This is a genomic window from Ruegeria sp. CDSB029, from assembly GCF_059611125.1.
In genome coordinates this window covers 25,588-47,266 of sequence record NZ_JBXWOX010000026.1, presented here as the reverse complement: position 1 = coordinate 47,266, position 21,679 = coordinate 25,588, and the positions used below count along the sequence as shown (strand labels likewise).

22 protein-coding genes and 1 tRNA gene are annotated in these 21,679 nt (G+C 54.5%); 9 read left to right on the top strand and 14 right to left on the bottom strand.

Annotated elements, in window-relative coordinates; genetic code table 11:
• Window position 1: 1 nt before the first annotated feature.
• Window positions 2-895, top strand: a complete 894-nt coding sequence (locus AC2FI8_RS21830; RefSeq protein ID WP_496780937.1) for a Hint domain-containing protein — start codon at window positions 2-4, stop codon at window positions 893-895.
• Here the strand turns inward: AC2FI8_RS21830 and modC are convergent.
• Genes modC through modA form a run of 3 tightly spaced genes read right to left on the bottom strand, consistent with a single transcriptional unit; the run spans window position 892 to window position 3,525 of the window.
• The gene (gene modC, locus AC2FI8_RS21825; RefSeq protein WP_496780936.1) at window positions 892-1,989 is read right to left on the bottom strand and encodes a molybdenum ABC transporter ATP-binding protein; all 1,098 of its coding nucleotides are present in this window, start codon (window positions 1,987-1,989) and stop codon (window positions 892-894) included. The genes AC2FI8_RS21830 and modC overlap by 4 nt on opposite strands.
• Window positions 1,986-2,678, bottom strand: coding sequence for a molybdate ABC transporter permease subunit (gene modB, locus AC2FI8_RS21820; RefSeq protein ID WP_058278495.1), 693 nt, complete (start codon window positions 2,676-2,678; stop codon window positions 1,986-1,988). The genes modC and modB overlap by 4 nt, the downstream gene beginning before the upstream one ends.
• A gap of 4 nt (window positions 2,679-2,682) precedes the next feature.
• A complete protein-coding gene (modA, locus tag AC2FI8_RS21815) occupies window positions 2,683-3,525 on the bottom strand; it encodes a molybdate ABC transporter substrate-binding protein (protein ID WP_496780935.1) in 843 nt (280 codons plus the stop codon).
• Between the two features lie 193 nt (window positions 3,526-3,718).
• On the opposite strand from modA, the gene AC2FI8_RS21810 reads away from it, so the two are divergent.
• Window positions 3,719-3,794, top strand: a tRNA-Val gene (locus AC2FI8_RS21810).
• A 134-nt stretch (window positions 3,795-3,928) separates the two neighbouring features.
• Here AC2FI8_RS21810 and AC2FI8_RS21805 read toward each other — a convergent pair.
• The 4 genes from AC2FI8_RS21805 to AC2FI8_RS21790 form a co-directional block, all read right to left on the bottom strand.
• Window positions 3,929-5,779 (bottom strand): amidohydrolase family protein, encoded by a 1,851-nt coding sequence (locus tag AC2FI8_RS21805; RefSeq protein WP_496780934.1) that lies wholly within the window; start codon window positions 5,777-5,779, stop codon window positions 3,929-3,931.
• A 69-nt stretch (window positions 5,780-5,848) separates the two neighbouring features.
• On the bottom strand, window positions 5,849-7,027 hold the full coding sequence (locus AC2FI8_RS21800) for a carbohydrate porin (RefSeq protein ID WP_496780933.1): 1,179 nt from the start codon (window positions 7,025-7,027) through the stop codon (window positions 5,849-5,851).
• Window positions 7,024-7,788, bottom strand: a complete 765-nt coding sequence (locus tag AC2FI8_RS21795) for a DUF3299 domain-containing protein (RefSeq protein WP_496780932.1) — start codon at window positions 7,786-7,788, stop codon at window positions 7,024-7,026. Before AC2FI8_RS21795 ends, AC2FI8_RS21800 begins: the two co-directional genes overlap by 4 nt.
• Before the next feature lie 26 nt (window positions 7,789-7,814).
• Entirely contained in the window at window positions 7,815-9,212 is a 1,398-nt protein-coding gene (locus AC2FI8_RS21790; RefSeq protein ID WP_496780931.1) for an amidohydrolase family protein, read from the bottom strand.
• A gap of 132 nt (window positions 9,213-9,344) precedes the next feature.
• On the opposite strand from AC2FI8_RS21790, the gene AC2FI8_RS21785 reads away from it, so the two are divergent.
• From AC2FI8_RS21785 to AC2FI8_RS21770, 4 genes are all read left to right on the top strand, one after another.
• Window positions 9,345-10,355, top strand: coding sequence for a helix-turn-helix domain-containing protein (locus tag AC2FI8_RS21785; RefSeq protein ID WP_496770651.1), 1,011 nt, complete (start codon window positions 9,345-9,347; stop codon window positions 10,353-10,355).
• 400 nt (window positions 10,356-10,755) lie between these two features.
• Window positions 10,756-11,097, top strand: a complete 342-nt coding sequence (locus AC2FI8_RS21780; RefSeq protein ID WP_496780930.1) for a copper resistance CopC family protein — start codon at window positions 10,756-10,758, stop codon at window positions 11,095-11,097.
• A gap of 2 nt (window positions 11,098-11,099) precedes the next feature.
• On the top strand, window positions 11,100-11,966 hold the full coding sequence (locus tag AC2FI8_RS21775; protein ID WP_496780929.1) for a CopD family protein: 867 nt from the start codon (window positions 11,100-11,102) through the stop codon (window positions 11,964-11,966).
• 184 nt (window positions 11,967-12,150) lie between these two features.
• Complete coding sequence (locus AC2FI8_RS21770; RefSeq protein WP_496725946.1) at window positions 12,151-12,339, top strand: hypothetical protein; 189 nt, start codon at window positions 12,151-12,153, stop codon at window positions 12,337-12,339.
• 410 nt (window positions 12,340-12,749) lie between these two features.
• Here the strand turns inward: AC2FI8_RS21770 and AC2FI8_RS21765 are convergent, their stop codons facing one another.
• Window positions 12,750-13,466, bottom strand: coding sequence for a helix-turn-helix transcriptional regulator (locus AC2FI8_RS21765; protein WP_496780928.1), 717 nt, complete (start codon window positions 13,464-13,466; stop codon window positions 12,750-12,752).
• Between the two features lie 88 nt (window positions 13,467-13,554).
• Between AC2FI8_RS21765 and AC2FI8_RS21760 the strand changes: the two genes are divergently transcribed.
• Together AC2FI8_RS21760 and AC2FI8_RS21755 are read left to right on the top strand one after the other, a co-directional pair.
• On the top strand, window positions 13,555-13,788 hold the full coding sequence (locus tag AC2FI8_RS21760) for a RidA family protein (RefSeq protein WP_496780927.1): 234 nt from the start codon (window positions 13,555-13,557) through the stop codon (window positions 13,786-13,788).
• Window positions 13,789-14,137: 349 nt separating this feature from the next.
• Window positions 14,138-14,650, top strand: coding sequence for a carboxymuconolactone decarboxylase family protein (locus tag AC2FI8_RS21755; RefSeq protein WP_496780926.1), 513 nt, complete (start codon window positions 14,138-14,140; stop codon window positions 14,648-14,650).
• A 110-nt stretch (window positions 14,651-14,760) separates the two neighbouring features.
• Here the strand turns inward: AC2FI8_RS21755 and AC2FI8_RS21750 are convergent, their stop codons facing one another.
• Together AC2FI8_RS21750 and AC2FI8_RS21745 are read right to left on the bottom strand one after the other, a co-directional pair.
• Complete coding sequence (locus AC2FI8_RS21750) at window positions 14,761-15,177, bottom strand: acyl-CoA thioesterase (protein WP_496780945.1); 417 nt, start codon at window positions 15,175-15,177, stop codon at window positions 14,761-14,763.
• Between the two features lie 224 nt (window positions 15,178-15,401).
• Window positions 15,402-16,280, bottom strand: coding sequence for a LysR family transcriptional regulator (locus tag AC2FI8_RS21745; RefSeq protein WP_496780925.1), 879 nt, complete (start codon window positions 16,278-16,280; stop codon window positions 15,402-15,404).
• Between the two features lie 75 nt (window positions 16,281-16,355).
• On the opposite strand from AC2FI8_RS21745, the gene AC2FI8_RS21740 reads away from it, so the two are divergent.
• On the top strand, window positions 16,356-17,273 hold the full coding sequence (locus AC2FI8_RS21740; protein WP_496780924.1) for a DMT family transporter: 918 nt from the start codon (window positions 16,356-16,358) through the stop codon (window positions 17,271-17,273).
• 208 nt (window positions 17,274-17,481) lie between these two features.
• On the opposite strand, the gene AC2FI8_RS21735 is transcribed toward AC2FI8_RS21740, so the two are convergent.
• The 4 genes from AC2FI8_RS21735 to AC2FI8_RS21720 form a co-directional block, all read right to left on the bottom strand.
• On the bottom strand, window positions 17,482-18,261 hold the full coding sequence (locus AC2FI8_RS21735; RefSeq protein ID WP_496739001.1) for an IclR family transcriptional regulator: 780 nt from the start codon (window positions 18,259-18,261) through the stop codon (window positions 17,482-17,484).
• A gap of 11 nt (window positions 18,262-18,272) precedes the next feature.
• Window positions 18,273-19,631: a TRAP transporter large permease gene (locus AC2FI8_RS21730; RefSeq protein WP_170561336.1), complete on the bottom strand. Its 1,359-nt coding sequence runs from the start codon at window positions 19,629-19,631 to the stop codon at window positions 18,273-18,275.
• Complete coding sequence (locus AC2FI8_RS21725) at window positions 19,631-20,296, bottom strand: TRAP transporter small permease (protein WP_058276699.1); 666 nt, start codon at window positions 20,294-20,296, stop codon at window positions 19,631-19,633. The genes AC2FI8_RS21730 and AC2FI8_RS21725 overlap by 1 nt, the downstream gene beginning before the upstream one ends.
• Window positions 20,297-20,362: 66 nt before the next feature.
• Window positions 20,363-21,601, bottom strand: coding sequence for a TRAP transporter substrate-binding protein (locus AC2FI8_RS21720; protein ID WP_282169735.1), 1,239 nt, complete (start codon window positions 21,599-21,601; stop codon window positions 20,363-20,365).
• Window positions 21,602-21,679 lie beyond the last annotated feature (78 nt).

Genomic DNA, 21,679 nt, shown 5'->3' with positions numbered 1-21,679 from the left:
AATGGTATCGATCGTAGGGACAACAACTGGCTTTGTAACCGGAGATCCCCCTAATCAGGCCAGTGGCGATCTTGGCTTAACCGGCTTTCCTCGGACGCAATCCTGGTCGATCTCTGATCAGCCATCACTGGGCGTGGCCTCCATTAACCCAAATACCGGCGAATGGACCTACACGGTCAATCAAAGCGATTTTGACGATATCCCGTTCGGGACTACGGTCACTGATACCTTCACGGTACAGGTCACCGGATTGGACTTTTTATTCCAACCATATGACCTGACCCAAGAGATCACCATCACCCTTGAAGGCGTGTGCTTTACTGCAGGCACCTTGATCCTGGCTGAAAAAGGCAATCAAAAGATAGAAACCCTGAGCGTTGGCGACAATGTGATGACCGTAGATCGCGGGCTGCAACCGATCCGGTGGGTGGAAAGCAGCGCCTTATCGCCGGACCGATTGCGAGACAATCCGGCCATGCGCCCGGTTCGGATCAAAGCTGGCAGCCTTGGCGCAGGACGGCCCGAACGCGATCTGCTGGTATCACAGCAGCACCGCATTCTGGTCAGCGGACCAAAGGTCGAGCTTTTGTTTGGCACGCCCGACGCGCTGGTTGCGGCCAAGCACCTTTGTTCCTGGCCAGGTATCGCGATTGACACCTCGGATGACCCGGTCGAATATTTTCACATCCTGCTGGATAACCACGAAATACTGACAGCCGAGGGCGCACTGGCTGAAAGCCTCTATCTCGGCGAGGAATCCCTGTACACACTGTCCTCGGACGCATTGCAGGAGCTCGCTGCCATTTTCCCCGACACAGCCACGCCGAATAGGATGGGCTTCGGCCGGGCAGCCCGCCTGATCCTGCGAGAATTCGAAGCCCGCGCGCTGGCTTAGACCCCGCGCAAGTGCCCGCCCACGTCCTGCGGTGCCAGTGCGACCGTTTTGATGACCGCAAAACAGGGTTTGTCCGGTTCCAGCCCCAACGCTTCGACTGAGCGGCGGGTGACGCGGGCCAATACAGAACCCGCGGGCGTTTTTACGGACACAATCGCACCCGGCCCCTCGCCCGCGCGGATCGTGTCGACTGCTCCTTCCAGAACATTTAAGGCCGAAAGACCCTCGGGGCGTTTGCTGGACAGAATAACCTCTTGCGCGGGAATGCGGATGCGCAGTTCTTCCGCAATTTGCAGGGGTATCCGGGGCAGAAACAAGGGCGACCCGCCTGCGTCCAACTCGGTCAGCCCGTCCGAATGATGTTTGACGACCCGAACCTGCAACACTGCACCGACGGCCCGCACGCCAGCCGGTGCGACTGACGGATCGGCCAATACTTCGGAGGCAGGGCCATGCCGTAAGACCTTACCCTCTTGCAGAGCGACAACCGATGTCGCCAAGCGCGCAACTTCTGCAGCCGAGTGTGTGACGTACAGAATCGGCACCGAAACCTCATCCCGCAGCCGTTCGAAGTAAGGCAGGATCTCGGCCTTTCGTGCGTCGTCGAGAGCCGCTAGAGGTTCATCTGCCAGGATCAGGCGCGGACTGGCCAGAAGGGCGCGCCCAATGGCAACACGCTGTTTTTCCCCACCGGACAACCTCGAAGGGCGCCGGTTCAACAGGTGCCCGATCCCCAGCATTTCGATCACTTTGTCCGGGCTTTCGCGGCGCGCGCTCTTGGGTGCAAACCATTTCCCATAGAATAGATTCTGGCGCACGGTGAGATGTGGAAAAAGACGGCCTTCCTGAAAAATGTACCCCAGCCGTCTTTTGTGCGGCGGTAACCAGAGGCCTTGCGCGGTGTCGAACAGCTCCCACTCGTCTACAGCAACCCGACCGGCCATGGGTTTCACCAAACCGGCGACTGCATTTACAATGGTTGTCTTTCCAGACCCGGACCGCCCAAACAGAACCGTCACACCGGGTGGCGCATCAAAACTCAGATCCAGCTTGAGGTCGGGTAGATCGTGCTGCAGGCGAACGGACAGGCTCATGATCCGGCCACCCGTGCAGCGACACGCCGCCCAATGAACTCGGACAACAACAGCGCGCTCATGGCAACCACGATCGAAATGACCACCAAACGGGTGGCCGCTGCTTCGCCGCCCGGGACTTGCAGGAAAGCATAGACCGCTGACGGCAGGGTTTGCGTCTGACCGGGGATGTTCGACACAAAGGTAATCGTGGCTCCGAACTCTCCCATCGCTTTGGCAAAGGCCAGAATCGCGCCGGCGATCACGCCGGGCAAGATCATCGGAAGGGTCACCGTTGCAAATACAAACAGGCGCGATGCACCCAGTGTCGCCCCGGCCTGTTCCAGTTTGGGGTCCACGGCTTCGATCGACAGGCGTATGGCCCGCACCATCAGCGGAAATGCCATAATACCCGCGGCAAGGGCAGCCCCGGTCCAACGAAACGCCACGACAATTCCGATCTCTGCCAGCAACTTGCCCAGCGGCCCCTGAATTCCAAAGGTCAGAAGAAGCAGATAGCCGGTCACCACCGGTGGCAAGATCAAGGGTAGATGCACCAGCCCATTCAAGACCTGCCGACCCGGAAACCGCCAACGGGCCAGCGCGTAGGCAACGAATATGCCCAACGGCAATGTCACCAACGTTGCCCAAAACGAAACGCGCAGCGACAGTTTCAGTGCCTCAAGCTCTGCAGGTCCCAACCACCCCATGCCGCTATCCGTTCGGCAGGGAGAAACCCTGCTTTTCAAACACGGCCCGCGCGGCCTGAGATTGCAGGTACTTCAGAAACACCTGCGCGCCGTCTGCACCTGCTGTCGTCACTGCTGCAGGGTAGATGATGGGCGGATGCAGGCCAGGCGAAAACTCGGCGATGACCCGAACTCGTCCCTCGACCTGCGCATCGGATCGGTAGACGATCCCCATAGGGGCCGCACCAGTGGCAACCAGTGCAAGGGCTGCACGCACATTATCCGTTTGCGCGACCTGAGCCTGAACACCCTGCCACAGCCCCAAGCTCTCCAACGCCGCCTTTCCGTAGATCCCTGCCGGCACGGCATCAACCAGCGCCATGGCCAGGTATCCACCATCCAGTGCGGAGGCCAAAGCGACTCCGGGCCGCATTTCGCCAATGTCAGCCCCTTCGTCCCCAGCGACCAGAACCAGGCCATTGCCCAGCAGATCTACACGCGTAGTGGGGTCAATCAGGCCCTGTTCTTGCAGCACATTCATCCAGTCCACATTAGCGGAAATGAACAGATCTGCCGGGGCACCCAATTGAATTTGGCGCGCAAGAACGGACGACGCCGCGTAAGAGACGGTTACGCCCTGCCCGGTTTCGTGCTCAAAATCAGATGCCACCTCATCAAGCGCAGTTTTGAGGCTGGCCGCTGCAAACACCAAAATCCCCTCGGCCCCTGCGCGGAGCGGGGCCAGCGTCAAAGCGCCCAGAACCAGGGCCGCGATCAGAACTCGGCGCGCGTGGGACAGGATCGGTTTTCTCCCGCCTGGAAAGTTGCAGTTCCTTTGGGGATAGCTGAGGCGGTAGGTGACACGCAAGCGCCTTTGCAATCACCTACGAGGCAGAACGTAAAACGACAGGCCCCACACAATCGAAACGACCCCACAACACAAGGCACGGCGAATTTCCCGACGGATTGAATTACCAAAGGCGAACAAATCAGATTCTGGGAAAGAAAAACTGCCGGACCCTCTTGCACCCGGGCGCAGGCTTGGCTACATGCACCGTCACGGGTGATTAGCTCAGTTGGTAGAGCGCTTCGTTTACACCGAAGATGTCGGGAGTTCGAGTCTCTCATCACCCACCAATTCATCCGTGCAATGCATCAAGGACTTATGCGACTAGCGCTTATTGCTGTGCCGCCCGTAGAACTGTGTTCGCTGCGCATCGTCTCTGCATTCTGGTAGGTAGTTTGCTCTGTGTTTCTCTATTAGCTCGAGTTTATTGCCCCCCAGCTTTAGACAACATAGCCTTCGCATAATCACGTTTTGCTGTTGCGCGGTCCTCGAAGCGAGCATGCACGACGCAAAAGAATAAGTTGCTGTCATCTAGACCGTTGCGAGGTGTAAACCAATCAAAGGGGTTGGTCGGCTCTACCGACGCAAACTGATTAGTCGGTGGCGCGACAGGTGTTAAATTGGCTTCACTGTTCGTGATATCTTCGAGCAATGTTGGACGTGCAGTGCCGGTATCCGGTGTGAGAATACCCATGATCTGTTCGCGACCAGCCGGAACGAAACGCCCGCTCTCCTCGACTGGAAACCGGATCGGCTGTCCGGCATAAACATCTCGTTGCACTTCGCTGTTCCTAACAACAATTGTGCCGTTAACAAGCACGTAAGGAATACCCTCTGACGGAAGACCTTGCTGACCGAGCGTATAATTCGCCTTTTCGGTCACTGATACCGGATCGAAAATCGTGATGTCCGCGACCATGCCTTCCTGCATACGCCCACGCACCTGCATTGCGCGCAACCCTGTGTCACCCAATCGTTTCGCATGGATGTAACTTAACTGAGTGAGTGTGAGCATTAGCGGCACATTCGCTTCACGTGCCAGTCTCAAAACAAGCGCGTGGCTGCCTGCTGACCGAGGATGCCCAGCATAGTCTTCGTAGGGGGCATCCCAACTCATCAGATTGCCATCGATATCTAGCCCGGCCATACCGTCGCCCGAGATGCCATAGCCCGCGATAGTGATCCAATCGTTTAGCCATTGCTCTCTTGGAGGGCTAAAAACAATGGCCGTCCGTCCCGGCTCATTCTCAGCGAAACTCAAGAATTCGTCTTTTGTCACAAAGCGATCAAGTTGGGGGTCAAAGATGGTGTCTTCGTATTTGTACCCCATCGAGCCTTCCCAGTTTTCGGGGGCGATAATCGAGGCTCCGTAGTTTCCCGACCCGGCTGTCCAAGGATAGTAACTAGACCAGACGTTGTAGCCTTGGTCGCGGGCCATCTGGAGCTTTTCCTGATTTTCCCACCAGCCATAGTCATTGTCATGGTGCATGTGGAGCGGTGCGCCAAGCACCATCGCGTTGACCAAGATTTCATTTACACCCGTCTGTGTTTCTGTCGGCGTCGAAGCACTCGGATGAAATCGGTGATGGACGGAGGTCAATCTACCGTAACGCGCCGCAGCCCGCTGCGCTTCGAACATCTCATAGGTTGTAATACCTTCGCGGGCGTAGCCGATGGTCGACCCCACTCCGAGGGCCCCTAGACGTAGTCCCTCATCCAGCTGGGCAGTGATTTCGTTGATCTGCTCACGGTTGCTTGGAACAGAAGACCACCCCTCGACGCCATCTTCCACGGATTGTGCCCTGAGTGCGAAGAAGTTCCGGAAGTCTATATCCCCACCTTCAAGCACGAGGCCGTCATGAACCCGCATCCGTGCGAATTCTTGCCCAACGACCGTACCATAGTTTGCCTGTGTTGCGCCTTCGCGCGCACTATACCATTCGTCGATGTTCGCTGCCCCAACCTCAAAATCCATTTGAGTCGTAACGCCATCACGAAGGTTTACCTTGATACCCCAAGGGTCCAGCCCATGCTGCTCGAGATCGATAAACCCGGGGGCAACAACGTGCCCTGTCGCGTCGATGGACTCGCTACCATTAATTTCTTCGTCAGTAATTTCAGTGATCCAGCCGTTGCTTATTCCCACGTTAGCGATCTGATCGAACCCGGTTTCCGGGTCCATTACCCGTCCGTTGAGAATGACAACGTCGTAAGTTTGCGCGACGCACAATGTCGAACACACAGACAACGTACCAGCCAGAAACAAGGTACGCATGGATAGATCCTCCCTTTTATCGACAAAACAGAATGTATCATTGTTATTGGCGTCTGCTTTCGACCCAAATTAGAAAACGATCCGAGTTCTTAGGCCGAACAGCGTAATGCTGTCCTGAGTGGGGTTTTGCAGCGGATCAGAAACAAACTGCAGTGACGGCGTTATTTGCAATCCGGGTGAGATTGAAAAACGGTAGAACGCTTCCAGAGTGAACTGATCGCCATCTATGCCTCTTGCCTCGGCCCAGTTCAGGCCCAGCCCGGCCAAATCGGTATTGCGACCGTAGTAACCGAGACCGGTAGAAACGGACCGATCATAGAGTGCTGCTGTCCCTTTTGAGGCCCCTGCCCGGAAGAACGGCATCCATTTATTGCCAACAAACCATGCCGCCGAAAACGCAGCGCCGTAGTCTTCTGGACGGCTACCATCGTCAGCCGCATCCGCATGCCAAAGGGTCAGATGGATATTGTCGAAGTAGATGCGATCAAAGCCGGAGGTGTAACCAAGTTCAAGTGATTTGAAGAGATTGCCATCGCTGAACACATCAAAGTTTGGATCAGACGGGTCGGCGTTTGCGTCCGAGACGCTCGCAACAGCATAAATATTTTCGCTAAGTTTTACGCCACCAGCAATGCCAAGGCCTTGATTGGGCGTGTTAATTGTCGGATTGGTATTGAAAGACAGGTTTTGGAAACCGCTGTAGGGGCTTACCAACCCATAGATATCCACAAAGTCCGTTACATCAATCTGCCCGACTTGCAGCGTCCACGAGCCGTTCGCGGCCCTTTGGGTCCAAAACAGGTTGGTCAGCAGCAAACCATTATCGTTGAAGGCTGTCCCTGTGATCGAAAGGGCTCCACCATCCAGCCCGAGAAATTGCGGGGCAACATCAGTATAGCCGTGCCGGTCTTCGATCTTGAATGTCAGGGAACCGCGTTCAGTTGCCTGCCAACTACCGTAGAGGCGCGCAATTCCGCTGGCCGCTTCGCTGGCACCCAGATCAGCATTCGTAGTTTGGCCCAATGCCAAGTAATCAATGTTGAAACGAAACCCACCTTCAGCCAGCCGGTCTTTCCACTGAAACCAACCCGGTGCGATGTTGCGTGGAAAATCCGAACGATACTGCGGATCGGTCAGCCCATCTCCGGGGTCGAGGTCAGCTTCGACCGAAGATGGCCCAGATAGTCCCTGAGCCGACGCTGCGCCAGCAATGGAAATACTCAATACGGCAACCAGAAGTCTTATCATTCAGACGCCTGTGCCCCACCGGTCTTGCGATTTCCTGCCGCGCGGATGCGATCAGCAGCACGCTGCTTCCATTCCAACCTGTCTGCCTCGGTTTCCAGAGTTTCGACACGTTCCGCCTCTAGCTGGAAAGTCGCATTCATAGGCATGAGGCCATCCACAACCATCATATTATGAACGGAAGGATCGATAGTCAGCGTGCCTGTCAGCCGAACGGGTTCGTGGAAATAGCTAGGCGCCCAGTCCCCGTTCAACCGCACACGGATCATCTGGTTAGGCGGAGGTGGAGGCATGTGGCTGCACATCCCTCTTTCTGGCACCAAATACGCCACAGGCCGGCCGTCCGGATCGCTTGGAGCAGGAATGGCAAAGCCCGCGAGTGTGATTGTTCTGCCGTCGAATTGCGGGTTTCCGCTCGTTCCAGCCTTTCTTCGACGTTCAGTCACAACCTCGCGCTGATCGAGTAACCAGTCGACGTCAATTCCGTCTGACACCAAGGCGTCTTCGGTCTCTGCTAAAAGCAATTGCCATTTCTGCCGTTCTTCGGCGCTGCCAACCTCCTGCTGCAACCTGCCGCGTATACGCACAACGAAAAGAACATCGTCGAACTGTTCGGGGCTGAGTTCACGATAGGGGTCATCAAAGACCTGCGCAGACGGATCTGGCAGATCTGCCCAGTCCAACGCGGTTCCAGGCGTCGCCGCAGCATCATAACCGCACAAAACCAACCCTGCGAATACTGCGGAGCAAAACCAATTTCGCATGAATGCTCTCCGGCTGCTTTATCTGGTCAATCCAGTGTGTTTTTGTAGATCACACCGTCCTTCATGATCAGGCGGATTGTTTCCGGGCTGTCCGGCCTCGGGTCCGCACCGAACCACTGATCGCCTGTTCCAACGACAGAGAAGTCTTCGAGGGGGTTGCCGTCTATCAGCAGGATGTCGGCATAGGCGCCTTCTTCGATCACACCCAGTTTGCCTTCCGGATAGGGGTTCATGAAATCACCGCTAAGTGCCGCGATCTCGCCACCTACCGAAGTTAGGGTTACCATCGACGCATAGGGGCCGAAGAAATGGTTATTCAGATGTTTCTCGTAGGCGATCTGGATGTTGCACGCTTCGACCGAGCCGACGCAATCGGTTTGGAAACCGCGCGGCGCCGGGCATTCCTTCATACTTGGAATGTAGGCTTCGAAGGTCGCCGAGGCCGATTTGGCCTTCCTCAAACTGTTGGGGTTGTTTTTCACGGAAGGAACATCAAGTAGGCCTGGATCAAATGCTGTGATGTTCGTCGTGATGTACGCTCCTTTTTCTTTCATCAAAGCAGAAATCTCGCAGTCAAAGTGAAATCCGTGTTCAATGGTTCTGACCCCTGCATTCAGGGCATTGATGATCGCTTCTTTGCGGTAGGAATGTGCCATGACATAGGTGCCGTACTCGTTGGCAACCTGAACAGCGGCCTCGATCTCTTCTTTCGAACCGGCGAGCAACTGCCATGGATCGAATGCCGAAATCACCCCACCTGATTGCATGAACTTCAATTGCGTGGCACCCATGCGCAGGTTGTTGCGGCCATACATGTAAATTTCGTCAACACCGTTGACCTGTTGGGCCATATTCAGAGTCCCAAAGTTGGTCACCCCACCCGGCGGAGATGTGAAGGATGCGAAATCGGCGTGACCACCACGTGTTCCGAGAAATGCCCCGGAAGGATAAAAGCGGGGGCCGACGATCTGGCCGGCGTCAATTGCGCGCCGCAGCCCGCCGCCAGCGCCCCCGGCATCGCGAACGGTCGTGAAGCCCTGCATCAGGTACATTTCGGCCATCCGGGTCCCGTGGATGGCGAAATCCTCCCAGGTCGAGTTGGTTTCCATCTCGGCAATCGATGGCCCCATGAGCATCAGGTGCGCGTGATTCTCTATAAAGCCCGGTGTCAGAGTGCGCCCACCGCCGTCGATAACCGTCGCGCTCGGCGCATCAATGGCATCGGTTGAGACGGACTTGATCAGATTGCCCTCGACCAGAACACTGGCATTTTCAATGCGTTGCTCATTCACACCGTCGAAGACATGCACGTTGGTAAACAGCGTTTGGGGTTCTTCTTGATCCTGAGCCTGCGCGGACGCTGAAAAAGCAAGTCCTGCCGCGACAATTGCCGTCGAGCAAAGAGACATTCGTAAGCCGGACATAAGTACTCCCTTCATATTCATGTTTTGCCAACTATAGTCTGGAATTCATTGGCTCGGTTGCCCCTTTTGAATTAGGATGTACGAATGTGACTGCAAAAATGGCCACTTCTTAAAGCTAATCCAACAAGGGTTATGAGCTTGCCTTTCAACTCCACCTCCCGAGAGCATAGCGAGGGCTTTGTTCGCCTCTCTTTAGCCGCTCCCTTTCTGCAATATCTCACCGAACGTAAGATCAATCCGCAACCAGCATTGGATCAGGTCGGCTTGAAAGCTGAACTGATGACTAACCCATCCGTGTTCGTTCACTCCGAGTTGGTTTACGGCTTGGTAAATGCTTTCTCAGAAGTATCAGGGGATCGATACCTAGGACTGAATGTAGGGGAAGCGTTTGACCTACAAGGATGGCCGCCCTTCGCTCAAGCCTTGCAATCTACAAAAACGCTGTTCGAGTTTTTTACCCGCTTTGTTGAGCTCGTGCCGCAGGAGTCCAATTCTGTGCGGCACAGCCTTGTCATCGAAGCAGACAAAGCGACTTATCGTATCGAGAGGCAACAGGAGCCAACTGTCCCACCCATTCAGGTGACCGGTTTTGGTGCCGCAATCTATGTACGCCTATTGCAGACCGTCGTCGGAGAGTCCTGGGACTCTTCCCGTGTGCGATGGGAAAGCAGATACATCAATGGGCTGCCTATCGACTACAAAGGGATCGAGGTTGGCCTTGGGACTGATCCCGGAATGCAAATTAGTTTTCCTGTGGAATGGTTGTTTTTGCACCACGTCTCTGAGGGTTCTGCCAAGCCCATAGCATCACTTCGACAAGATGAAGAAGTAACCGTGGTGGCAGCTTTGCGATCTGTCTTACACGACAAACTGGATGAAACCGATTTGGGACCAGAGATGGTGGCTGGAATGCTGGGGCTACAACCGGAACGGTTTCTGAAGGCGCTTCAGCAACAAGGCACAACGTTACCCCGCGAAATCAAACGGTTGCGTGTCGATGTCGCCAAAGAGCACCTCAAAGAAGGCCAGATGACAATTGCGGAGATTGGTCTGATGCTCGGCTATTCCGACAAGTCCCATTTCACTCGCTTTTTCCGAGGTCAGACCGGAATGACACCGACCAAGTTCCGCCTCGGTGTATAGTTACGTTGCAAATACTTGGGCTGCTTTTTCACTACATAACAAGTGCAAGCCGACAAGAATTTGCAACACACTTTTTGGAGCCAGTATCTAAGGATAACAGAGGGACAATTGCCCCCATAGCCCTGCCGCGGTGCATGCCGCGCTGCGCCTCCGCTGCACCAACTCTTTGTTTTAGTTCGATCAGCGACAAACCTGATCTCAACAAGTTGTCATATGATCTTGATGTGCCCAGAAGACCGTGTGACCATCAAACCACTGACAACACGAAACATCTCTCGAAGATAGCGCTGTTTGCGGCAGTGAAATACAGCACCATGTTGCACGTGCGGAATAGGGTAACCGCTGAGAATTGGACGATGAGAAAGACAACGTTCCAACGGAATATATTGAGGACAGCACCATGAAAAAGATCATAACGTTCGCACTTGTCGCTGCTCTTCCCAGCGGCGTACTGGCGCATTCCAAGGTCGAAGAAACAACCCCTGCCGACGGAGCCACAATAACCGCTGTGCCCGCTGAAATTGGCCTCAACTTCTCTAAGGACATCCGGCTGACACGGATAGAATTGGCACATCAAGAACATTCCGCGGCAAGCCTAGAATTGGGCGACCAGAAAAGTTTTGGTCAGGAGTTCAAGATCCCACTGCCGAGCAATGGAACGGGCACCTATGTCATTGAATGGCGCGGTCTTGGTGAAGACGGTCATGCGATGCAGGGCGAGTTCTCCTTTACCGTGGAATGAGCATGCCAGACATTTGGGGCATTGCGGCAATCCTCGCAAAGCTAGGGCTCTACATCGGCTTTGCGGGCTCCACCGGGCTTATGATAGTTAGCTGCCTCTATTCCGGCTTTGTCGCACCGATAAACCTTGTGATGAAACGCCAAGCAAGGGCCTTAGCTTGCCTTGCTCTCGCCGCAACTGTAGTTGTCTTCATGCTTCGTGGGGCCGCCTTAACGGGCGGAGTTGACGGCATGGTCGACCCGGAAATGCTTGGATTACTTTGGCAGACCCCCGTGGGCGACGTACTAGTTTACCGGCTTGTCGGTGCAGCATTGATCCTTGTGGGATTGTCTATTCCTCGATTTGGCCACTGGATCGTACTCGTGGGTGGTACATTGGCTTTGTGGTCCTTTGCGCAGATAGGACACGTGCCGGAACTAAAGAGTGTCGGTGTTCAACTCTTGCTCCTATTGCACCTGCTTTGTGTGGCCTTCTGGGTGGGCATCTTTAGCCCGCTAAGGAATATGGCCCTAATGCCTGAACACCTGACCAATGCTGCTGAATTAGGGCATAGGTTTGGGCAAGCTGCTACATTGGTTGTACCGGTATTAATCGTGGCAGGTCTCTGGATGGCTTGGTTGCTTGTTGGCAATCTCCAAGGGCTCTTGCTCACCGGCTACGGGCAGGCATTGTTGTTCAAGGTGTTCCTTGTGGCGCTGCTGATGATCCTCGCCGCTGCAAACAAGCTCCGATTTGTTCCGGCTATGCAGGGTGGAGAGGCAAAGGCAGCGCAACGCCTAGCCCGATCCATCGAAGTCGAGGCAATAATCGTATTAGTTGTGCTGGCGACAACGACGACACTCACGAGCGTGCTAACGCTTCCGAGTTAAGGTAGGGAGAGATGAACAAACACCTGTGCGCGCTGGCTGTATACAGCATTGGCACCAACGTCGCTACAGATCATGAGTTGACAGACAGAGACCTAACGAATGGGCTGGAACTCTACGCAGTGCACTGTGCTTCATGCCATGAAGTTAATCTAGAAGGCTACGACACTGCCGCGAGGTGTTCCTAATGCTCGACAACTTCGAAACACCAGCCAACGCAGCCGAGGGTGCTCAGGACGATGCACAGTCTGAAGACTTCCTATGCAGCGCGACACAGGTAATGACTGCTAACAAATCACTAGACCTGACCTACTACTATCACACGATGTACGACCGCACTGTGCACATGGTTGATCTCAAACAAATTGACTTCTAAGCGGTGGGTGACGCGATGATAGTCTTGCCTATAAGTGGCAATCGCGAACCCCCAATCGTCGACATGACATCGACCAATTAATCAGATGCGCACTTGAGCCACGGAAACAATAGAGTGGAAACGTGGCCCTAGACCTCAGCCCAAATGTACTAGTTGCTCATATGCAAGTGTGACACACTATAAACCGCCACACTACAATCATGTTCACTATCAGTGCATCAGTCGCTCGACGGTGATTCCTCTAGGCTCCACCAAATCCTGACGGATAATCCGCTACCCGTAGTTCTTCCTTTTTCGCAGAAGAAATATCCTTTGTGGCCGAACCGGACCTTAGTTCAAAATACTGATAAGGTCAGCTGCGCCCATGTTAGTCAATGCTACGCGTTCGACGGACAACCGCTTTGCCGATCCTACTGCAATTCGCTGTAGGGGCAGACATCTTCTTCAAACGGAACGTAGCGGCGGGAAAAATTGCTACCTTCTACGGCTTCCGGACGGCTAATCCTATCCATCCGGAAATGCCGAAAGTCCTCCCGCTGTGGGTCCCAGCCAACGAGGTACCACAAAGGGGGCAGAATCAGCATTGCCTGTGGCTCCACTTTACGGTGGGTCTGCCGTCCTTTTGCATCGCGATACGCAAAGGAGATGAGCTGGCGCCCAAGGAATGCCGTTTCAAAAGCGGGTAGCAACTCAGCATCCATTTTGCCCATGCCCGAAAGGTCTTGCTGCGGGGACAATTGACCAATGTGTAAGCAGTCCAAGAAAGCGCGCAGGTCGCGCACTTTGTCTGCGGGCAGGGCCTTTTCGATCTTGGCTAGTCCGGCATCTGCCAGTTCCGAGAAAGGAAGGTTTCCCGCCGCCCGCATGGCTGCCACGCTGATGAGCAGTGCAAAGACCTCTGGCACCGATAGCTTGGCTGTTGTCTGCATGGATTGCGGATCAAGCTGCAAGCCGCCACCGCGCCCCACATCGGAATGGATCACATAGCCTTCATCCCGAAGCGCGCTGATATCGCGCAGCACGGTGCGGCGGGACGCGCCCACCTCATCAGCAAGGGCATCAATAGTGGATGTACCGGTTCGGCGGAGGGTCCGCACAATCGCTTCATGTCTGAGTCGAACATTCATTCTGACAGGATAGCACAAATGGTGACAAGTTTTGTCACCGTTTTGATCTACACCTGGTCCAGCAACGCAACAAAAAGGAGAATGCGACATGGAGCGGACAGCCGTGAACCCATGGGAGTGGTCGCTCAAGCTGGGCTACAATCAGGCTGAGGTGACCAAGGGCATGACACATCAGGTCATTTGCGCCGGGCAGACAGCTGTGGACGAGAACGGCGCACCCCAGCACCCAAACGATATGCGCGCGCAGATCGCCTTGGCCCTGGACAATCTGGAAGCCGTAATCAAAGGCGCCGGCATGGATCTGAGCAATGTCGTCAAGTAGTCAACAATAAGGAGGGCCGATGTCCGCTATGCGGAGAGGCTGTGTGAAAACTCGGGCCCACGAACTCTCTCGTCGCGCTCGTTTTCAGCGCCTGTGCGAATGGTCTCTCATAAGCGCGAGAGAATGCACATAAAAGGAGTTTTCGGCATGTTTCGCCGAACGGTCAGAGTTTTCACACAGCCTCCGGACTAAGCAGTCATTTGTCGATCAAGCGAATACTGTTAGACTTAAATCCATGCGGCTATCCGGGCAACACGTACGCCTAGGCATCATTGTTTTTAGAGGTCATCAATTGAAGAGGCTATTTCCATCCCTTCCCGAGGACGCAACGCTTGGCAGCGTCTTTCAAATGTTTCCGGACAAACTTTCACTCTGGTGCCAGTACGAGAGCCTTGTGATGCGAGGAGCGAGTGAGCTTTCCGCCTCCGAACGAGAGTTAATTGCTGCATACGTTTCCGGGTTGAATGCCTGCTCCTATTGTCACGATGCGCATACTGTATTTGCCCACGCCTACGGCATTGATCCAAAACTGGTTGAAGCGCTGATGGAAAACCTTCATTCAGCGCCCGTCGATCAACGATTCAAGCCCGTCCTGGCTTTTGTAAAAAAGCTCACGCTATCGCCTTCCCGTATGACCGAGGCGGACGCACGGGCAGTCTATGAAGCCGGGTGGTCGGAGAGTGCGTTGTTTGATGCGGTACAGGTTTGTGGTGTGTTCAACTTGGTGAACCGCCTAGTTGAGGGGACAGGTATAAGCAAAGTTGCTCGGGACCCTGAAACGATTGATGGGGAAACCGTCGCAAAGTTGACCAGTACGTCATTCTATACTGACTTCGGCAGGGCCAACGGGCTCGATATGTGACCAAATGGGTTGGCTTGGGGCTCCGAACCGGAGCTTTGAGAAAACCCAACCGTACGTGATGCGAGTCCAGCAAAGGATGCAAAGTTCGGTAGTGCCGATGGTTCAGAAGTTTATGTCTCTGGTTCCAACCAATGTGCCGCTGTTAAACGGACCTCGTCTGGAATCTCAGCAGCTCTCCGGGTCTCTAGGCTCAATAGAACACATTTGAAAACTGTCTCGAAAGCGATGGTTTCTCCTTCTGACCTGATAAGCTGATGTCTAAATGTCATAGACTTGGAGCCAATCTCGATGACAGATGTCTCCAACCTTATCGCATCACCTGCAGACAGTTCGGCACGAAAGTCGCTTTGTGCGTTGACGACGGCAAATGAAAGTCGTCGACCGTCTCGCATATCATTTGCCGTCAGTCCCATTTCCGATTGGATGGCAAAAACACCGTCTGAGCAGGCAGCAAAGTAACGGGACACGTTCATGTGACCGAGAGAATCACAGTCAGACGGGTCAACTACAGAGCGAAAGGAAATCATCGCTGGCATCAACTCACTCCCAGATATAGTTCGGGGATCATACAGTCCTGGAGGCCTCCGACAAAGATCAGTTCTGGGCTCACAGCAGACATTCGATAGTCAACAATGAGGAACACCGATGTCCGCTGTGCTGGGCAAACCTCTAGTTCACGAGGTGTTTTCTTATGTTCGAATTGAATCAAAAGTTCAAATCGAGATGTCGCTTCTTTCCCTTGCACACGTCGTCAAAGATCGTCTCTACTTTCTTTTACGACCTCAACAAAAGCGACCGCCGCAGGGGATGGCGTTGCGTGCGGATGCATCGCGAGACCAATTTTTCGTGTCCTGACTGAATTCAGCGGTTTGCTGACCCAGCCCTCTTTACCATTCGTTGGCGGCAAGGCCATCTCGGCCACGACCGAGACGCCTTGGTTGCGCGCCACCATAGTCAACGTACTTAGCATCTGCGATGTCCGGTACCGCACATTTGGACTAAGACGGGCCTGCGTGAACAAACGGCGAATGATCCGGGCAGAACCAGATTCCGGCATGATGAATGGCATTTCGCACAGTTGCTCCAATCGGATTGAAGATTGCCTGGCCAAAGTATTATCGGCAGCAACCAAGGCGACAAACTGGTCCTGTGCCACAGGCCAGGTCCGAAAGCGTTCATCTGGTAACACGACAAAACCAAGATCAATGCGCCGGTCTTCGATCCAACGGATAATCTCATCGTCAGCGGCTTCTTCAATCAGTACTTCGATACCAGGATGGGCTGCATGAAATGCTTCGAGAAGGCGCGGCAATATCTGCAATGATGACGTGGCACCAAAAGACCCAATGCGCAGTCTGCCGGTCTGCACTCCACGATACTCCGAGGCCTCCTGATGCATAGCGTCGGCCAACCCAAGAATTTCACGTGCGCGGGATAGAAGTCGTTCGCCCAACGGGGTTAGTTCGATTGGGGATACGGTGCGATTAAAAAGCGTGATGCCAAGCTCATCCTCAAGACTCTTGAGGGCATGAGACACTGCGGGCTGACTTATCCCAAGTCGCAATGCAGCAGCCGTAAACCCGCGCGTTTCGGCAAGAGTGACAAAAATATCAAGCTGACCAAAAGTCATAAGTAAATACTCATTTGACTATAACATAGTATAACTGAAATTCGGCATGGGCAATCCGATGTTTTAGGTGTTTCCATGTCCCAAGCCCTGTCATATCCCATAGCGTCGCAGAACGCTTTGCTTTACGTCCGGCTCTCAATGGTGGCCTTCCTGTGGGGCGGCACATTTGTTGCCGGCCGCGTCGTTTCGGGTGAAATGCCCCCTCTGGTCGCGGCAACCGCTCGGTTTGGCCTGGCAACTCTGGTATTGCTTTATCTTGTCTGGAAAGCGGAAGGTGGTTTGCCTCGCCTCACTTGGCGGCAGAGCGTGTTGATGGGGCTTCTCGGACTGTCCGGCGTCTGCCTTTACAACCTGTTCTTCTTTGCCGCTCTGGCTGAGATGCCAGCTTCGCGAACGGCACTGTTTGTTGCCTTCAATCCGATAGCCGTGGCTCTAGCCGGGGGGCTGATTACGCGACGGCTCCTACCGATTGCGCAAGTTGCCGGGATTTGTGTGGCACTAGCCGGGGCCGTGATCGTGATTAGCGGAGGGGACGTTGCCGGACTGATGACTGACGTCCGGCAGAGTTTTGGGCAGGGAGAACTGTTCATGCTGGCAGCGGTGGGTAGTTGGGTGGGCTATACGCTTCTTGGACGCAAAGCCTTAGGAAGCCTCTCGCCACTGGCGGCAACTACCTGGGCTGCACTAATTGGGTTTGTGTTTCTGGTATTGGGGTTGCCGCTTGCCGGTCCCGTGCAACTGTCGCATTTGCCCACGTTCACCTGCACTTTGGCCATCATCTATCTGGCCATTGGTGGAACAGTCGTGCCATTTGTTTGGTACTATCGGGGGGTACACTCGCTTGGACCTGAGCGTACGGCAGTATTCACCAATCTCGTCCCCGTCTTCGGGGTAGCCCTTGGGGCGGCTATCTTGCGCGAACCGGTTGAGGTTTCCATGCTGGTGGGCGGTGCGCTGGTGATAGCCGGAGTTTCACTCACCAACCGAGGATGACATTATATATGCCAAGAAACAGGCGGCTAGACAGTTTTTCGTAGATTGATTGCTGGCTGTCGCAGCGGACCTCAACGTGTTCAAACATCCGGGGCAATAACGGTAGATCGTTGCTTGGCCGAGGGCCGAAATCTCCCAAAGGGTAATTGGCAGAAGAAACGATCAGATTTGTGTCGCTTCAAAGGGCAGCTTAAATCCCGACGCTTTTCTATGACGAAAGCAATCCCGATAATTTGCTTGCTCCAAACTGCAAGAGCGACAGAAACTGCACTAAACTTTGCATTTCGTGACGCTGGGTTGGCGCGTGAACAGACAATGTTGCCACAAGCCGATTGTGTTTATCCAGGACGGGGACAGCTATTGCGGTCATCCCGGGCATGAATTCCTCGTCGTCCGTTGAGTATCCTTTTTGGGCGATACCCAAGATTTCTGCGCGCAATGCTTCTGGGTCAGTTATTGTTTTTTGGGTGTTCGGGTTCAGCTTACGGGCGGAAAGAAACCCATCCAGCGTGTTTTGACGAAGCGTGGACAGGTACATCTTTCCGCTGGCAGTGCAATGAAACGGAACCTGAGTGCCAATCGGCAATTGAATCCTCAAGGGCCATTCCGTTTCCACCCGGTCCAGATAAATCATTCCTTCCCGATCCGGGATGGCGAGGTTGCAGGTTTCGCCAATTTCGTCGGCGACGCCCCGAAGGATCGCGAGACGAGCAGTTCGAAGATGCTCCGATGACACCGTGTTTACCGAAAGCTCTCGCAACCGTGGTCCGGGTCCATACGATCGGCCATCGAGGTCTCGTTGAAGGAACCCTTCGGCCTCGGCCGTTTGCAGCAACCGATGGACCGTTGGTTTTGCCAGACCCAATGATTCAATCAGGTCTGACGGTTTGACTGCGACACCGCGCCTTGCAACCTCTTCAAGGAGAAATAGCAAACGCAGGTTCGTCGGGATTTGGGTTTCTTTCTCTCGTGTATCTGCGTTTGCCATTCCGCTAAACTCTAGTTGTTTGGCAGAAGTATCAAGGCCAGATCAGGCACCAGAGAAACCAAAATCCATACAGAGAGCAGAGCCACAAGGTACGGAACGGTGTAGCGCAGCAACCGGAAGTACGGCACGCCTGTCACACCTGACGCAACATAGAGGTTCAGACCATAAGGCGGCGTGATAAACCCAATCGATGCACCCACAAGGAAGATCACCGAAAAGTGGATCGGGTCCACACCCACCGACGCAGCTATTGGTGCGAGGATCGGCGCAAGGATAATCGTCACGGGCAAGCTTTCCAGCACCATGCCTGAGAAGAAGACAATGACCATCGATGTGAACAGAACCGCGTAATATCCCCCCATCGAAGTCACGAAATCTCCGATCGTTTGTTGTGCGCCAAGCAACGACAAGATCTGTTGCATGACAACCGAGATCGCAATCAGAGGGGCCAGAATGCCGGTGATCTGGGCCGAACGGATCACGATCGAAGGTATCTCAGGGATCGTAAATCCTTCTACGACGAACATTTCAGCAAAGCTCTTTTCGGTGGGTGAAACATCGTCGCGCGCACCCATTATTCTGTTGATCGGATAACTGACCAATCCGGCGATCACACAGAAGCCAACTGTGACGCCCGCAGCCTCGGTGGGGGAGAATTTGCCAGTATAAATGCCCCAAAGCACAAGCCCGATGGCAAAGAACCCAAGCCAGGCGCCAAAGGCGGTTTTTAGGATCCGGTTCAGTTGCAGCGGGATCAGGTGGCCCCAGCCGTTGATCCGGCAAATGATCCAGCATGCAAACTGCATGCCAAAGACCATCAGCGCGCCAGGCAGGATACCGGCGACAAACAGCTCGGAAATAGGAAGGTTCATCAAGAACCCGTAGACGATAAAGATGATGGATGGCGGGATGATGATCCCGACCGTACCGCCCGCCGCCGCCGTGGCCGCGCTAAAGCGTTCGTCGTAGCCGCCTTTAACCATCTCAGGGTGCAGCATTGAACCGATGGTTGCGGTCGTTGCAGAGTTCGACCCGGATATCGCCGCAAACAATCCACATGCCCCAAGCGATGCCATAGCCAGCCCGCCGCGTATCCAGCCTAAACAGGAATAGGCAAAATCACTCAGCCGCCGCGCGATCCCCGACTTGTTGATTAGGTCCCCGGTCAGGATGAACAGCGGCATCGCCAACAGGGCGAAGCCTTTGTTGAACACGTTCAGCAGCTCTGCACCCATGTTGTCGAGTGTCAGGCCCAGAACGAATGAGCATCCGATCACCCAGTATCCGATGACAAGCAGTACCGGTACGCCCAACATGAACAGAAACGTCACGCCCAGCGAAATAAGTGTAACTAAAGTTCCGTCTGTCATCAGTCTGCCCCTATCACGGCCTGCTTGATCAGCGGCTCTCCGGTTTTCCAGTTGTGCAAGTCGTCAGCAAGGTTTTGAAACACTCGGCCAACCATCAGAAAGAAGGACACGGGCGCGGCCAACAGAAACCACCACTGCATGATGTTGTCTGTCCCAAGCACGATCTGGAAGTTCGAGGCCGACAGCGCCACGAGGCGTGTTGTGGTCACGATGACGATTACTGCAAAGATGAACCACAAAATGGCATCCAAAAACAAACACGCCAGTTGACCGCCGCGTGGCATCGCAGTGCGAAACTCGCTGAAGCTAAGATGCGTGCGCAGGCGGACATTATAGGACGCACCAAACCAGGCCATTATCATGAACAGAAGCGGAGGAATGGTGGTGGACCAGGGTTCCTGGTCGTTGAAGACAAAGCGGTCAATCACACCCCAAAAGATGATCAGCGCAATGGCAAGGTAGGAATAGACCATGATCGACCGTTCGAAATGGCGTTCAACAAAGGGCACTTTGCGATAGATCAGCATTACAAGAAAACCGCCGAGCGCGGCGGCAACAGTGCCGACAACCCAGGCGGCGTCAGATTCCAATGCGGATTGGATTTCGAATGAATCGCGAGTGAGCAGGGCGCTGAATATTGCCCCGATATCTGCCCATAGTGACATGAACCCCGTCCTCCCAGTCGGTGCTTAGAGAAACCGGCCCGCTAGGGGCCGGTTCGAAATGTTAGATCAGGCCGCGCCTTTCCACCAACGGCGGGGCTCAACGTTTTCGGGCAGTGTGTCTGCCGGGATCTGCCGCGCGATGTCGTAGATTTCCTGATAGGTGTCGATGCCACCGGCCCATTTGTTCAGCCGCTCGCGCCACTGCGCCCAGGGTTCAGGATTAAAGTTCGGCGCACACATTTCCTCGGCCAGTTTGATTTGATCGTCCGGCAAGAATGCTGCACGTACACCGTTTTCCGCAAAGATGGTGTTGGGCAGCTGTGGTTCCGAGAAACCAACCGTGTTCAGCAATGCAGCTTCGTTTGCACCCTGAATAAGGGCCTGCGTGAAATAGGACGATTCCATTACTGCGTCCTGAAGTTCACCGCCAAGACCGTCAAACACTTTGGCGGACATTGACGTATGTTCTGTGCCGCAGAAGAATTTGAGATTGACGGATTGCGAGACGACCGGAGCCATGTTTGCGTAGGCAACGGCTGATGCCCAGGTTTCCGCTCCGTCGATCAGGCCGGTCTTCAGTGCGTCCAGTGTTTCTTCCCATGCCACCGGTACCGGATTCAGGTTCAGTAGCTGCATGGCGATCCGGCCAAGCTGTGTCCCCGTCACACGGTTCTTTGTCCCAAACAGTTCTTCCAGTTTGGTGACTGTAGGTTTGTCAGAGAAGGTCGAGCCCATTTGCAGGCCGCGCAGTTCACAATGGGTGAACAGGAACTTCAGCCCGTGGCGCTTTTCGAGGGGGTCTCGCAGAATGCGCTGGCTTTCGGGACTGTAGAAGAAATGATACTGGGCCGCCCTGCTGGGGAACATATAGGCATAGTCCAGCACGTTCAGATATGGCGCACCGCCCGCAGAGTTCTGTGTCGACGCCGCATAGATGTCGACGATTCCCTGCTGCGTCTTCTCAACACAACTCAGCTGTCCGCAGATCTGGTTGTCGCCAATGAACTCGATCCGAATCTCACCGTCTGTGCGTTCTTCCAGATCTCGGGCGAATTCGATGGCCCCTGCCCGTTCGATCAGCAGGTTGCGCGTATTGAAACCTGATGCACCGAATTTCAGCGTGTGCTTGGGTTCTTTCGAGAACCTTTTTTCATAAGTTGATTCTGCAGCTTGCGCCAAATTGGCCAAACTCATTGCGCCGCCGAAGCCACCCGCTGCCAGCAGCGTTGAACTCATGCCATAGCGCCCGGCTACACGGAAAAAATCCCGCCGTGAGACACCGCTTAGTTTCTTACCGATCTCCATTGCTTACCTCCCTGATCGCAATTATTGAGACGTTTTGTATCAAAAAATGCTAGTATAGTTCCAGCAATTTGCATAGTG